Consider the following 13,143-nt stretch of genomic DNA (forward strand, 5'->3'; position numbering starts at 1 on the left):
TTACTCTTCTTCTTTATCAGAAACACCCATTATGCTATAGCCGCTATCTACATATATGGTTTGGCCTGTTATACCTCTTGCCCATTCGCTACATAAAAACGCTGCTGTATCTCCCACTTCTTCTATGGTTACATGTCTTCCTAAAGGGCTTACCCTTACTGTGTGTTCCATTAGAAGGTGAAATCCTGTTATGCTGTATGCGGACAACGTTTTTATAGGACCTGCCGATATACAGTTTACCCTTTGATTTTTCTTTGCTACATCAAAAGCCAAATACCTTGTAGCACTTTCCAAAGCTGCTTTTGCTATACCCATGACGTTGTAATGAGGTACCACCTTTTGGGCGCCGTAGTAAGATAGGGTCAAGAAAGCTCCTTCTTCGTTCATGATGCTTGAAAAAGCTCTTACCACCGCTATAAAAGAATAAACTGATATATCCATCGCTATGCCAAAACCTGCCCTTGTGGTATCTATAACACCATTTTTAAACTCATCTTTTGGAGCGTAGGCTATTGAGTGTACTACTATATCTATATTGGTCCAAGCGTCTTTTAGGTTGTTGGCGAGGTTTTCTATGTCTTGATCTTTTGATACGTCGCATTCAAAAACAAGTTCAGTGCCAAGCTCTTCTGCTATAGGCATCACTCTCTTTTTCACAGATTCGCCAGCGTAGCTTATGGCTATCTCGGCTCCTTCTCGTTTAAAGCTTTTAGCAATACCGTAAGCTATACTTTTGTCGTTTGCCAGACCCATTATAAGAGCTTTTTTACCTTTTAATATCATCTGACTCTCCTAATTCAACTTTTATGTAAAAATTCTGAAGCTTCTTCTGCGGTCTTGCCCTCATGCACTATCATGTACATGGCTCTTGTTATCTTTTCTGGGTCTTTGGCTTGGAATATGTTTCTTCCAATAGAAAGCCCAGCCGCTCCGGCTTTTATAGCACCTTCTACCATCTCAAGTACATCTTTTTCAGTTTTCATCTTGGGTCCCCCTGCAATCACCACAGGTATATGTGCACCTCTTACTACCTCTTTGAAAGATTCTACATCACCTGTGTAGGGTACTTTTACCAAATCTGCTCCCAACTCTTCTCCTATCCTTGCACAATGGGCTACAAAAGTCTTATCGTATTGGTCTTGAGGTTTTATCTCGTGACCTCTTGCGTATACCATAGCTAAAAGCGGCATCCCCCATTCATCGCAAACCCTTGATATAAAACCAAAATCTTTCAACATCTCCCTTTCCATCGGTGCTCCTATGTTGACGTGTATAGACACGGCATCTGCTCCAAGCCTTATGGCTTCTTCTACAGTGCATACCAACACTTTGTCGTTTTTTGTGGGTGAGTGGTCTGTGGAGGCTGAAAGGTGTATTATAAGGCCTATGTCTTTGCCAGAGCCCCTATGTCCTGCCTTTACAAGCCCTTTGTGCATCAAAACTGCGTTTGCGCCGCCTTTTGACACTGCATCTATAGTTTTTTTCATATCCACGAGACCTTCTATAGGTCCTGAACTAACCCCGTGATCCATTGGTACTATGATGGTTTTTTGAGTTTCTCTGTTGATGATGCGTTCAAGCCTTATTTTTTTACCAATGCTCATTTTTTATGCCTCCTTTATAACAATATGTTCAAAATCAGCTATGTTTTTTAGGCTTTTATAGACATTATAAAGCAAACTAAGCCTGTTGTTTCTAATATCCATATTTTCTGCCATAACAAGTATTTTATCAAAAAATTCATCCACTATCTTTTTATTGTCATTTATGCATTCTAAAAACTCTTTGGATAGCTCTTTTTGAAGATTTTCTAAAAACTTGTAAAGCTCTTTTTCTAAATCGCTTTCAAAAAGCTCTACCTTTATATCCTTTGGTGTAAAATCCTTAGGTAAAATCTTTCTTATTCTTTTATACACTCTTGCTATGTTCTCTACTATATCTCTGTTGGAGGATAAAAGCTCTACTTTATTTTTTATAGTTTTTACCCTTAGAGGGTCTTCTACTTCCAACACCGCCCTTACTATATCGTAGGGATATTCTTCAAAGTATGTGTTTAGCCTTGCTCTAAAGAGGTTTTTTATATGCGTAATGATTTCTTCGTAGTTAAGGAGCTTTGATTTGTTTTCTAAAAGCTCATAAACTTTTTGGAAAAGCCCTTCTAAATCTATATCGATATCGTGCTCTAAGATAGTTTTTATAATACCGTATATGTTTCTTTTTATGCCGTAAGCGTCTGATGTGCCTTTTGGGATTTCATGAGCCCCTATCAAAGATACTATGTTGTCTGATTTTACTATAATACCAAGCAAGACTCCCGTTTTTGTGGATGGGGTACCTTCTATCTTGTCTGGCATATACTGTTCTAAAAGAGCTTTGGATAGTTCTTCCTCTTCGTTTTTGGCTTTTGTATATATCATTCCCATATAGCCTTGGAGTTCGTCAAACTCTTTTACCATGTTTGTGGCTATATCAAACAAAGAGAGTTTGCAGGCTTTTAAGAATACATCTTTTTTTATATTAAAAGCCAAAGACAAATATTCTCCCAAAGCTACATGCCTCATGGTTTTGTCAAACATTGTACCGAGTTTGTGATGAAACATGATACCTTTTAGCTCTTCTACAAAAAATTCAAAGGGTTTTTTCAAGTCTTCGTTGTAGAAAAACACGGCATCCCTTAGCCTTGCCCTCACTACCTTTTGATAGCCATCTTTTATATAGCCTTTTTTATCTTCTATGTTTGAAATGCCAAAAAATATGTTTGTAATGCTTTCTTTTTTTGTGGTGATAAACTTTTGATGATGGGCAAGCACAGTTTTAATGACAACATCTGGCAAGCTTAGGAACTCTTTTTCAAACTCCCCTACCACAAGGTATGGATACTCTACCAAGTTTGTGATTTCATCTATAAGCTCTTCTTCGTATTCTGGGCTTATGTTTAGCTCTTTGGCTTTTGATAAAACCAAATCCAATATAATATTTCTACGCTCTTTGAAAGCAGGTACCACAAAATGCTTTTTTAAAAGCTCCTCATAAGACTTGGCGTTTTCTATAACAAACTCTGTAGACAAAAACCTGTGGCCTCTTGAGGTGTTTTTATAGGGGGGTATAGGTTTATTGTTTAAAAGAAGAGCTATGTCTCTTATAGGTCTTGGAAACTTAACAAAAGAATTGTGCCACCTCATCATCTTTTTATAGGTCAAAGACTTTATCACAAAATCTGGAAACTCTTTGAAAAGCTCTTCTATAGATATACCGCCCACTTGTTTTTTTATAGCTATATACACCCCGCCTTGCTTTTCATATTTAAAGGCCTCTTCTAAAGAAGCGTCGTTTTTCTTGAGAAAAGCCTCTAAAGCTTTTGTGGGATGACCATCTTTATAACAAGCATCGTAAGGAGGTCCTATTACAAGGATTTCTTCTTTTTTGTTGTAATCTGGTAAATTTTCTATTAAAATACCTATTCTTCTTGGTGTTGTAAATACCTTTATCATAAGGTGGTTAGCTTCTATGTTTTTCTCTTTTAGGAAGTTTTCCGTTATATCTTTTAGTGTTTCGTTGGCTTTTAGTAAAAACAAGGAAGGAAGCTCTTCCGTTTGAAGTTCCAAAAGTATATCGTTCATAGGTTGTTCTCCTTTTGTATGTATAAAGAAGCTACTTGAGATGCCATATGTTTTATACGTTTTATGTAGTTGGTTCTCTCTTGGACCGATATTGCCCCCCTTGCATCAAGAAGGTTGAAGGTGTGAGAGCACTTTAATACATAGTCGTAAGCCGGGTATACAAGCTTTTCTTCTATGAGATATTTTGCCTCTTGTTCGTATATTTCAAAAAGCTTAAAAAGTCTATCTTGGTTTGATTTTTCAAAGTTGTATATAGACCACTCTTTTTCAAACTCAAAATATATATCTCTATAGGTGATGTCTTTGTTCCATTTTAAATCAAACACGTTGTCAACATCTTGAAGATACATCGCTATACGTTCAAGCCCGTAGGTGATTTCACAAGCTATAAGGTCCAAGTCTATATCCCCTGCTTGTTGGAAGTAGGTAAACTGGGTTATCTCCATACCGTCCAACCACACTTCCCATCCAAGCCCCCAAGCACCAAGCGTAGGGCTTTCCCAGTCATCTTCTACAAACCTTATATCGTGAAGTTGTGGGTCTATGCCTAGGGTTTCTAAGCTTTTAATATAAAGCTCTTGGGAGTTTTCTTTGGCTGGTTTTAATATCACTTGAAATTGGAAATAATGCTGTAGTCTGTTTGGGTTTTCTCCATACCTTCCATCTTTTGGTCTTCTTGAGGGTTCTACATAAGCCCCGTTAAAAGGTTTTTTTCCGAGCACCCTCAAAAAAGTAGCTGGGTTCATTGTCCCAGCCCCTACTTCTATATCATAGCCTTGCATTATAGCGCATCCGTTTTTAGACCAAAAATCCTGTAAATTAAGTATTATCTCTTGAAAATACACGAAATCCTCCGTAAAAATTTCTCAATATACTATTATACCATTGACAAAAGCTCATTTAACATTTAAAATCAGATTGAATGGAAGAAACCTCTATTCATAGATGTTATCAATGTGGCATAGGCATATCTGGTAATCCTATTGTTTTCAACGTAAAAGGTGTAGATAGGGAGTTTTGCTGTACTGGGTGTTATCTTGTAAATAAAATCTCTGGAAACGAAACCTCTCAAAGTGTTCAAAAGTTTTTTATAAAGTTTGGTATAAGCTTTTTCTTGGCTGGTTATGTGATGATGCTTTCTTTTACCATATACGGTGGCGATGTTTCAAAAACTTCCCATGACCCTATAGTGAGGCTTACAAACTACTTTTTACTACTTCTGTCAACCCCCGTTATGGCGCTTATAGGTTTTGACTATCTTGTAAATTCTATAAAAGCGCTTTTGAGAAAATCTATCACCACAGACCTTTTGATAGCAATAGGCGCTTTTTCTGCTTACGGCATATCAATTTATTCTACCATCATGGGGGTTGGCACCCCGTATTACGAAACTGCCACTATGATAGTAGCGTTGTCGGCTTTTGGAAAGTTTATAGAGGCTTTTGGTAGATATAGAGCTGCTAAGAGTATAGGTGAGGTGAAAGACCTTTTACCAAGCTATGTTAGCGTTGTAGAAAATGGCGTTGAGAAAACCGTACGAATAGATGAGGTAAAAATAGGAGATATAGTAAGAGTAAAACCAGACGAGATAATACCAGTGGATGGTATAATTGTTGAAGGACAAGGATTTGTAAAAGAGAGTTTTTTTACCGGTGAACAAAAACCCGTTGCTAAATTTGAAAACGATACCGTTTATGCTGGTAGCGTTAGTATAGACGGAACTTTTTTAATAAAAGCTATAAACGATTTTAACTCAAACACTATAAACAAAATTATAGAAAATATAGAGCTTGCAAAACTCTCTTTTGCACCAGAGAAAAATATAGCGGATAAGATTTCAGCGATATTTGTGCCTACCATTATGACCCTTTCTATTATAACCTTTGGCTTTTGGTACTATAAATCTGGTTTTGATAAGGCTTTGATGAGCTCTTTGGCAGTGCTTTTGATAGCTTGTCCTTGCGCTTTTAACGTGGCTGCTCCTTTAGCTTTGTGGAACGCTGCCAACGCTTTGGCAAGAAGAGGCATAATCTTACAAAATCTAAGGGCTCTTTACAACGTTAGGTATATAAACGAAGTGTTGTTTGATAAAACTGGCACCATAACGTTAGAAAATTTGGAGTACAGTGGATATGAGCAGTTTGGCGAAGAAAAAGATTTTATTAAAAAGGTAGCCTCCATTGAAAACTATTCAAAACATCCTATTGCTAAAAGCCTGTTAAACCACTACCAAGGGGATTTTTTAAAACCAAGCAAAGTAAGAATATTGCCCGGTTATGGTATTGAGGCTTTTATAGAAAATAAAAAATGGCAAATAGGCTCAAAAGAGCTTATGGAAAAAAGCGGCATAACAAATCTAAGCTGTAAAGAAAACGTTTCTTGCGTATACGTATCTGTGGATGGTAAGCTTGAAGGAGTGCTTTACTTTAAACAAAAGATAGATGAAAACGCTTTAGAAGCTGTAAAAAGATTAAAAGATATGGGTTACAAAGTAGGGCTTATCTCTGGGGATGAAAAGGCTTTTGTGGAGGAGCTTTCTAACATCTTCGATGAAGTTTATTGGTCTTTAAAGCCTCAAGACAAACAGCGTGTTGTAATGGATAAAAAAGCCAAAGGTTCAAAGATAATGTATGTGGGAGATGGTATAAACGATGCTTTGGCGATGAGTGTAAGCGATGTAAGTGTGGCGGTGGCAAACGCTTCTGGCGTAGCTAGGATATCCGCTAGTATCTTGCTTTTTAACAAAAACTTAAAAGCTATACCTTGGATTATAAGATTTTCTCAAAAGGTAAAAAACATAATATACACAAACTTTATATGGGCTAGCATTTACAACACCTTCGGCATTGCGATAGCCATGGCTGGTCTTATCCAACCAATATGGTCAGCGGTGTTCATGATTATAAGTAGCGTAAGCGTTGTTTACAACTCTTCTAGAATAGAAAATATGTAATGTTTTAATTTTTATTAAAAGCCAGAAACAATTTTGCTGTTTATAATATAAGTAAGGAGATTAAAAGCTATGGAAGAAAATAGTGTATCTTATGCTAAGGTAAACATATCTAAGCAAAAATTGCTGGGTGGTATTGGAGTTATACTCATGCTTTTGGGTGTAATTCCATCTATAGGGACGGTTCTTTGGATTGTGGGAGGCGTACTTCTTATATTGAGCGTATATCAAATAAGCGCTATGATTAAAAAGCCAGAGATTTTTAACAAATTCATAGTAGGCTTTGTATTGGGGCTAAGCGGCTGGATTATAGCGATTGCGTTTGGACTTATGAGCTTTATTAGTATTGCTGCATTTTCTGGTTTTATGTATGCTTGGGCCGGGATAGGCGTTGGTATAATCTCTGCGATGGTGTTGTCTTATCTACTTTTTGTGGGAGCTACTTATTTTTACAAGCAAGCTTACACTATGCTTGGTGTAGCTATAAACCACAATCTATTCAAAACGGCTGGTTTTACTATGTTTATAGGCGCTGTTACAATAATTTTGTTTGGTATAGGGGGTATTGTGTTGTTTATAGGTTGGATAATGCTATGCGTGGCTTTTTTCACAGCCCCAGACGAGGTAGAATTGTCAACTTAGATGTTTAACCATAGGATAAAAGCCTTAAACGATAAGGATGTAAACGTATCTGGAAAATATGTGTTGTATGTGATGGAGGCTTCCCAAAGGGAAGATTACAATCATGCTTTAGAGTACGCTATATATCTTGCTAACTATTATCACAAGCCTCTTTTGGTGGCATTTTTTATAACGGATAAATACAAGCATTCAAACCTTAGGTATTACGCTTTTATGATAGAAGGAATAATTTCTTTGAAAGATAAGCTAAGAGAAAGGGGGATAAACTTTGTCTTTCAAAAAGACACTTACAAGGACGGGACTATAAGGCTTTCAAAGGACGGGGTTTGTGTAGTCCTTGATAAACACTATCTTAAAACCCAAAGGCGCTGGCGTCAAGAAATATCAAACAAAGTAAACATAAAAGTTTTTGAAGTAGAATCTGATGTAGTTTTTCCAATAGAGTATGTATCTAGCTCACAAGTGCCTTACGCTTATTTATACAGAAACAAGGTAGAGAAACTTTGGAATGAGTTTTTAAAACCGGTTGACAAGATTGAACTAAAGGACAAAACCAGCATATGTCTTGATTCTTTGGGCTTTTCAAAAGAAGAGATTTTAAACAATCTAAATATAGACAAGTCTGTAAGCCCATCTTCCATATTCAAAGGAGGTGAGGATGAGGCTTTTAAAAGGTTGGATGATTTTATAAAAAACAAACTCTTTAAATATAAAGAGTTTCGGTCCGACCCTTCAAAAGATTACCAGTCAAATTTGAGTCCGTACCTTCATTTTGGACAGATATCTCCTATTAGGATAATCCTTGATATATTAAAAGCCTATGACAAGGAAGAAGAAAACGTAAAATCTTTTTTAAATGAGATGGTGGTATGGCGAGAACTGTCTAGGAATTTTTGTTACTACAATCCATATTACAACCAATTTGAAGGTATTCCAGATTGGGCTAAAAAAACTCTGCAAGAGCATAAAGAAGATGAGAGAGAGTTTGTTTATTCGCTGGATGAGTTTGAAAACGCTAAAACCCACGATATATATTGGAACGCAGCTCAAAAAGAGCTTTTAAAAACTGGCAAGATGCATAACTACATGAGGATGTATTGGTCTAAAAAGATTTTAGAATGGTCTAAAAGCCCAAAAGAAGCTTTTGATATAGCCTGTTATTTAAACGATAAATACGAGCTAGACGGAAGAGACCCAAATGGATATGGCGGTATATCTTGGTGTTTTGGAACTTTTGATAGACCTTGGCAAGAAAGACCTATTTTCGGCAAAATAAGATATATGAACGATAAGGGCTTAGAGAGAAAATTTGATATAAATGCCTATGTAAAAAAGTGGCTATCTTAAAATGGAAAATTTATCTCAGACTCATCAAACACATGCTCAAACCCAGGTTTGGCAAATAAATAACCTTGCATAAGCTTTATGCCTTTGTCTTTTAACCATAGAGCCTCTTCTATGTTTTCTACACCCTCTGCTATAATATCTATATTCATGTCTTTTGCAGTGCTTATGATACCGTTTAAAATAGATTGTTTTACCTTCTCTTTGTGCACGTTGCGAATTAGATATATGTCTAACTTGATAAATTTAGGTTGTAATTCTGCCAATAGAGTAAGCCCAGCGTATCCTGAACCAAAATCATCTATAGCGGTACCAAACCCTTTCTTTGCGTAGTAAGAGAAAATATCCTTTAGCTTGTCGGGATTTTTTATTTCTTCGTCCTCCAACACCTCAAATATAATATTTCTAATATCAAAACCTATTTTGTCAGCAGCTTCAAGCGTAGTGCGAATACAGTTTTCAGGGACATAAACTGCATTTGGCATAAAATTTATAGATAACTTAGTTTTTATCCCAAGCTTTGCCGCCAAAGATATGGATTTTATCCTGCACTCTTGGTCAAACCTATAACGATTTTTGTCGTTTACGCGCGCTAAAACCCATCCTGCTCCTTGCCCTTCTTTACCTCTTACTAAAGCCTCGTGAGCAAATATCTTCTTTTGCTCTATATCCACTATTGGCTGAAATGCGAATGTAAAATCAAAATCAAGTGGTTCTATACAATGCTCGCACCCCGGATTTGGAATTTCAATATCTATTGCATGCATAGAAAACCTCCTTATCTAGCTTTTAATATAATGAAAAAATGATTCAAGATAATGCTTTATATCATCATATTTTTGAGGCTTTTAGAGTAAGTTGTGGCTTAACATTAGTTTTCTTTAGCCAAAGTGTTTTCTTTTGAAAGCACCAAAACTATCTCTCCTTTTATGTTGTTGTCTCTTTTTTTGAGTTCTTCTATCACATCTTTTACGTTGCCTCTTATATACTCTTCATGTATTTTTGTAAGTTCTCTTGCTATTGCAACGGTAATATCTGGTGCTATATGGCTTATTGTGTTGAGAGTGTCCAATATCCTTTTGGGTGATTCGTAAAGTATGTAAGAACCCACATCTGTTTGGAACATCTCTTTGTAAAAAGACTCTTGAGATTTTCTTGGGGCAAAACCAACAAACATAAAGCTGTGCGTTGGTAGTCCTGAACCAACAACGGCTGTTATGAGAGCGCAAGGGCCTGGCAACACCTCTACAGGTATATTTTCTTTTATACAGGTGTTGATAAGCTTAAAACCAGGGTCTGATATAGAAGGAGTGCCGGCGTCTGATACCAAAGCCACATCTTCATCTTTTCTTATCAAAGATACGATTTTTTTAATTTGTATAGCTTCTTTTGGATGATAGTAAGATAAAAGGATTTTGTCTTCAATATTGTAATGTTTTAAGAGTATTTGCACTCTTCTGGTGTCTTCACAAGCTATAAATTTTACAGATTTTAGTGTGTTTATAGCCCTTATTGTTATGTCGTCTAAGTTCCCTATGGGGGTGGGGACTACATAAAGTTTCATTGTTATATTTTATCATATTATAATATTTAGTAGGAGGATGCTTTATGAAGAAGGTAAAGCTTTTGGCGGTTTTTTTAGCTTTTGGTAGCATGGCGCTAGCACAACCAGACACCTATGCCAGTCAAAACTTAGGTGATTTCACATCTTATATGAAGCTTGATTATATGCATTTTACGGGGTCCCACATAAGCAGTTTTGACGGGCCTTATCTTGGGGTAGGTATAGACTGGAACTGTAGACTTTTCAAAGTAGCTTACGGACAGTTAAAACCTTCTTTACAACTTGGCACTGGTAGAGCCTACGGAGATGGTTCCCATCTTGATTTTTCAAACATCGAATTAAACATGAGATATCTTTATCCTATAGGTGAAAACCTTTTTGCCGGTTTTGGCGCTGGTATAGGAGCAGCCGATGTAAAGTTGCAAGGTATGTCTTCTGGCATTGTGGGTACTATGCAGGGTTCTGGTGAAATCGACTTAAAAGTATCTCCAAATATTTACATTGGTGCCCAGGCTAAGTATCAGTTTGCATCTGAATATAAAAACACCGGCATAAATCCCGATAACTATAGGCTTGGTATAAAACTTGGTATGATGTTCTAAATATTGCAAAAGTGCTGATTGGTTTTATATTGTTAGTATGAAGCTTTTAATGATAGATAACTACGACTCTTTTACTTACAATTTGGTGCAGTATTTTAACATACTAGGGCATGAGGTAGAAGTTGTAAAAAACGATGAAATAAAGCCAGAAGATATAGAAGATATCAATATAGATGCCATAGTCATCTCTCCGGGTCCTTGTTCTCCGAAAGAGGCTGGTATATCTGTGGATGTTATAAAAACTTACAAAGATAAATATCCCATATTGGGGGTTTGCCTTGGGCATCAAAGCATAGGCTATGCTTTTGGGGCTAAGATAGTAAAAGCCAAAAGACTTATGCACGGTAAAACCTCTATGATAACTCACGATAATGATGGTCTTTACGAAGGGTTGCCAAACCCATTCAAAGCTGTAAGATATCATTCTCTTGTGATAGATAAAGATACGTTGCCGGATGAGTTTGTTGTGGATGCTGTGGCAGAAGATGGTGATATAATGGGCATAAGACACAAAACTCTTCCTATTTTTGGTGTGCAATTTCATCCAGAGTCCATAGTTTCAGAGTGTGGGTTTGATATACTAAAAAACTTTTTAAAGAAAGCAAATTTGAGTTATAATAAAGTTTAAATGGATAGGAGGTTTGCATCATGAAAGGAGTAGCTCTTTTATGGTTAACGACGTTGGTATTTGTAGTGGCTGAGGTGGCTGGAGCTATCTTATGGCACGGTAAAGAACATTCTACTATAAACTTTGGTTTTCTCATGTTGCTTGCAGCCGTAATAAATGGTATATGGGCAGGTTTAGTGGTGCCTTTGGCAGCTAAAGATTGAGAGTTTGGAAGAAATTTTATTAGAGGTAAAAAGCCTAAGAAAAAACTACAACGGTTTTGAGGCTTTAAAGGGTATAAGCTTTGAAGTAAGAAAAGGTGAGATTTTTGGTCTTCTTGGTACAAACGGTGCTGGGAAGACCACCACTATAAAAATAATAGCTGGTGTAATACCCCCTACATATGGTGAAATAAGGATAGCCAAAGAACCAATAACTAAAAATCCTATCAAGATAAAAAGACAAATCGGATACGTACCTCAGGATATCTCCGTAATACAAAATCTAAGCGCTTATGAGAATTTGCGTCTTATTGGGAAATTTTACGGTGTGCCTAAAGAAAGAGTTCTTGAGATGCTAAAAGCTATAGACCTTTTGGATAGAAAGGATTCTTTGGTACAAACATTTTCTGGTGGTATGATAAGAAAGCTTGAAATAGCAATGGCAATAGTGCATGAGCCAAAGCTTCTTCTCTTAGATGAACCAAGCGTAGGTTTAGACCCAAATGCAAAGCTTAGCATATGGAACTTTTTAAAATCAAAAAAACAGGAGATGGCGATTTTAATCACTACCCACGATATGAACGAAGCGGAGCGCCTTTGTGATAAGATAGCCATCATGAAAAAAGGACAGATAATAGCAAAAGGCACTTTGGAAGAGTTAAGAGGTATGACAGGGGATAAAGATGCAAGTTTGGAAGGGATTTTTATAAAGCTTACAGGTGAGGGCTTAGAAGATGCTAACCAAGATATCAAATCTATAAGAAAAACAAGAAATATAGTAAAAAGGCTTAGTTAAATGTGGTTTTTGGCTTTTACAAGAGGGACGTTAGTAATACTGGAGATAGAGTTAAGGAAAATGATACGTCAAAAAATAGACATCCTTACGAGGGCTGTTCAACCTCTTATATGGATACTTCTTTTTGGCAATGTGTTTAAAAATATAAAAAGTATACCCATAAAAGGGGATTATCTTTCTTTTATGACGCCGGGTATTTTGGCTCAGTCGGTTATGTTTGTTTCGTTTTTTTACGGCATATCTTTAATATGGGACAAAGACCAGGGTCAGATAACAAGATTTCTAAGCGCCCCCATCCCATACTCTTCTATCGCCACCGGGAAAGCTATATTTTCCGGTGTAAGGTCTTTGATACAGGCTTTTCTGATAATGCTGCTTTCAAAAGCCCTAGACATAAACATCTTTATAAACTTTTATACGCTTATCTTTTCAGCTATCGTTATAATTCTTTCTGGCGTTTGTTTTGCTAGCTTTTCAATGCTTATAGCATCAGTATTTAAAAATGTAGAAAGGTTTATGAGTATCATCCAAATTATCACTATGCCTATCTTTTTCTCGAGCAGCGCTTTGTATCCGATATCTTTGATGCCAAAATGGCTTAAGGTAGTGGCTTTTTTAAATCCTCTCACTTACTCGGTGGAAGGGCTTAGAATTTTACTTTACCAAAATAGCTTAAGCATATGGTTTCCTCTGCTGGTGCTTTCGTTTTACAGTGTTGCGTTTTTGGTTTTAAGTGCTTTTAGTATGAAAAGCCTTGTAAATTAAAAATTTAAAAATAGATTTTATGTTATAATGTT

The 13,143-nt window shown here is 36.5% G+C and carries 14 protein-coding genes; 8 read left to right on the forward strand and 6 right to left on the reverse strand.

Annotated features, from left to right (window positions below):
• The 4 genes from ACYQZV_RS02810 to ACYQZV_RS02825 are packed head-to-tail and all read right to left on the reverse strand — an operon-like array spanning window position 1 to window position 4,465.
• Window positions 1-783: an enoyl-ACP reductase FabI gene (locus ACYQZV_RS02810; protein WP_459892975.1), complete on the reverse strand. Its 783-nt coding sequence runs from the start codon at window positions 781-783 to the stop codon at window positions 1-3.
• A gap of 14 nt (window positions 784-797) precedes the next feature.
• Complete coding sequence (locus tag ACYQZV_RS02815) at window positions 798-1,604, reverse strand: 2-amino-3,7-dideoxy-D-threo-hept-6-ulosonate synthase (RefSeq protein ID WP_459892977.1); 807 nt, start codon at window positions 1,602-1,604, stop codon at window positions 798-800.
• A gap of 3 nt (window positions 1,605-1,607) precedes the next feature.
• On the reverse strand, window positions 1,608-3,620 hold the full coding sequence (glyS, locus tag ACYQZV_RS02820; RefSeq protein ID WP_459892979.1) for a glycine--tRNA ligase subunit beta: 2,013 nt from the start codon (window positions 3,618-3,620) through the stop codon (window positions 1,608-1,610).
• Window positions 3,617-4,465, reverse strand: a complete 849-nt coding sequence (locus tag ACYQZV_RS02825) for a glycine--tRNA ligase subunit alpha (protein WP_459892981.1) — start codon at window positions 4,463-4,465, stop codon at window positions 3,617-3,619. The genes glyS and ACYQZV_RS02825 overlap by 4 nt, the downstream gene beginning before the upstream one ends.
• A gap of 77 nt (window positions 4,466-4,542) precedes the next feature.
• On the opposite strand from ACYQZV_RS02825, the gene ACYQZV_RS02830 reads away from it, so the two are divergent.
• From ACYQZV_RS02830 to ACYQZV_RS02840, 3 genes are all read left to right on the forward strand, one after another.
• Complete coding sequence (locus ACYQZV_RS02830) at window positions 4,543-6,573, forward strand: heavy metal translocating P-type ATPase (protein WP_459892983.1); 2,031 nt, start codon at window positions 4,543-4,545, stop codon at window positions 6,571-6,573.
• Window positions 6,574-6,642: 69 nt separating this feature from the next.
• Window positions 6,643-7,212 (forward strand): DUF996 domain-containing protein, encoded by a 570-nt coding sequence (locus tag ACYQZV_RS02835; RefSeq protein WP_459892985.1) that lies wholly within the window; start codon window positions 6,643-6,645, stop codon window positions 7,210-7,212.
• Window positions 7,213-8,559: a deoxyribodipyrimidine photo-lyase gene (locus tag ACYQZV_RS02840; RefSeq protein WP_459892987.1), complete on the forward strand. Its 1,347-nt coding sequence runs from the start codon at window positions 7,213-7,215 to the stop codon at window positions 8,557-8,559.
• On the opposite strand, the gene ACYQZV_RS02845 is transcribed toward ACYQZV_RS02840, so the two are convergent.
• A complete protein-coding gene (locus ACYQZV_RS02845; protein ID WP_459892989.1) occupies window positions 8,556-9,323 on the reverse strand; it encodes an EAL domain-containing protein in 768 nt (255 codons plus the stop codon). The two genes, ACYQZV_RS02840 and ACYQZV_RS02845, sit on opposite strands and share 4 nt — an antisense overlap.
• A 104-nt stretch (window positions 9,324-9,427) precedes the next feature.
• Window positions 9,428-10,120 carry a 16S rRNA (cytidine(1402)-2'-O)-methyltransferase gene (rsmI, locus tag ACYQZV_RS02850; RefSeq protein WP_459892991.1) on the reverse strand — a complete coding sequence of 231 codons (693 nt, stop codon included), beginning with the start codon at window positions 10,118-10,120 and terminating at the stop codon, window positions 9,428-9,430.
• Window positions 10,121-10,164: 44 nt separating this feature from the next.
• On the opposite strand from rsmI, the gene ACYQZV_RS02855 reads away from it, so the two are divergent.
• From ACYQZV_RS02855 to ACYQZV_RS02875, 5 genes are read left to right on the forward strand one after another with little or no spacing between them, the layout of a single operon-like run.
• Window positions 10,165-10,722: a hypothetical protein gene (locus tag ACYQZV_RS02855; RefSeq protein WP_459892993.1), complete on the forward strand. Its 558-nt coding sequence runs from the start codon at window positions 10,165-10,167 to the stop codon at window positions 10,720-10,722.
• Between the two features lie 37 nt (window positions 10,723-10,759).
• Window positions 10,760-11,350 carry an anthranilate synthase component II gene (locus tag ACYQZV_RS02860; protein WP_459892995.1) on the forward strand — a complete coding sequence of 197 codons (591 nt, stop codon included), beginning with the start codon at window positions 10,760-10,762 and terminating at the stop codon, window positions 11,348-11,350.
• 20 nt (window positions 11,351-11,370) lie between these two features.
• The gene (locus tag ACYQZV_RS02865; RefSeq protein ID WP_459892997.1) at window positions 11,371-11,553 is read left to right on the forward strand and encodes a hypothetical protein; all 183 of its coding nucleotides are present in this window, start codon (window positions 11,371-11,373) and stop codon (window positions 11,551-11,553) included.
• 4 nt (window positions 11,554-11,557) lie between these two features.
• Entirely contained in the window at window positions 11,558-12,346 is a 789-nt protein-coding gene (locus ACYQZV_RS02870) for an ABC transporter ATP-binding protein (RefSeq protein WP_459892999.1), read from the forward strand.
• On the forward strand, window positions 12,347-13,111 hold the full coding sequence (locus tag ACYQZV_RS02875; protein WP_459893001.1) for an ABC transporter permease: 765 nt from the start codon (window positions 12,347-12,349) through the stop codon (window positions 13,109-13,111).
• The last annotated feature ends 32 nt before the right edge of the window (window positions 13,112-13,143 follow it).

Source organism: Hydrogenobaculum acidophilum (assembly GCF_054656715.1).

Coding starts and splice junctions, on each gene's coding strand:
- ACYQZV_RS02810 (WP_459892975.1), bottom strand. CDS start 783: ATGATATTAAAAGGTAAAAAAGCTCTTATAATGGGTCTGGCAAACGAC.
- ACYQZV_RS02815 (WP_459892977.1), bottom strand. CDS start 1,604: ATGAGCATTGGTAAAAAAATAAGGCTTGAACGCATCATCAACAGAGAA.
- glyS (WP_459892979.1), bottom strand. CDS start 3,620: ATGAACGATATACTTTTGGAACTTCAAACGGAAGAGCTTCCTTCCTTG.
- ACYQZV_RS02830 (WP_459892983.1), top strand. CDS start 4,543: ATGGAAGAAACCTCTATTCATAGATGTTATCAATGTGGCATAGGCATA.
- ACYQZV_RS02835 (WP_459892985.1), top strand. CDS start 6,643: ATGGAAGAAAATAGTGTATCTTATGCTAAGGTAAACATATCTAAGCAA.
- ACYQZV_RS02840 (WP_459892987.1), top strand. CDS start 7,213: ATGTTTAACCATAGGATAAAAGCCTTAAACGATAAGGATGTAAACGTA.
- ACYQZV_RS02845 (WP_459892989.1), bottom strand. CDS start 9,323: ATGCATGCAATAGATATTGAAATTCCAAATCCGGGGTGCGAGCATTGT.
- rsmI (WP_459892991.1), bottom strand. CDS start 10,120: ATGAAACTTTATGTAGTCCCCACCCCCATAGGGAACTTAGACGACATA.
- ACYQZV_RS02855 (WP_459892993.1), top strand. CDS start 10,165: ATGAAGAAGGTAAAGCTTTTGGCGGTTTTTTTAGCTTTTGGTAGCATG.
- ACYQZV_RS02860 (WP_459892995.1), top strand. CDS start 10,760: ATGAAGCTTTTAATGATAGATAACTACGACTCTTTTACTTACAATTTG.
- ACYQZV_RS02865 (WP_459892997.1), top strand. CDS start 11,371: ATGAAAGGAGTAGCTCTTTTATGGTTAACGACGTTGGTATTTGTAGTG.
- ACYQZV_RS02875 (WP_459893001.1), top strand. CDS start 12,347: ATGTGGTTTTTGGCTTTTACAAGAGGGACGTTAGTAATACTGGAGATA.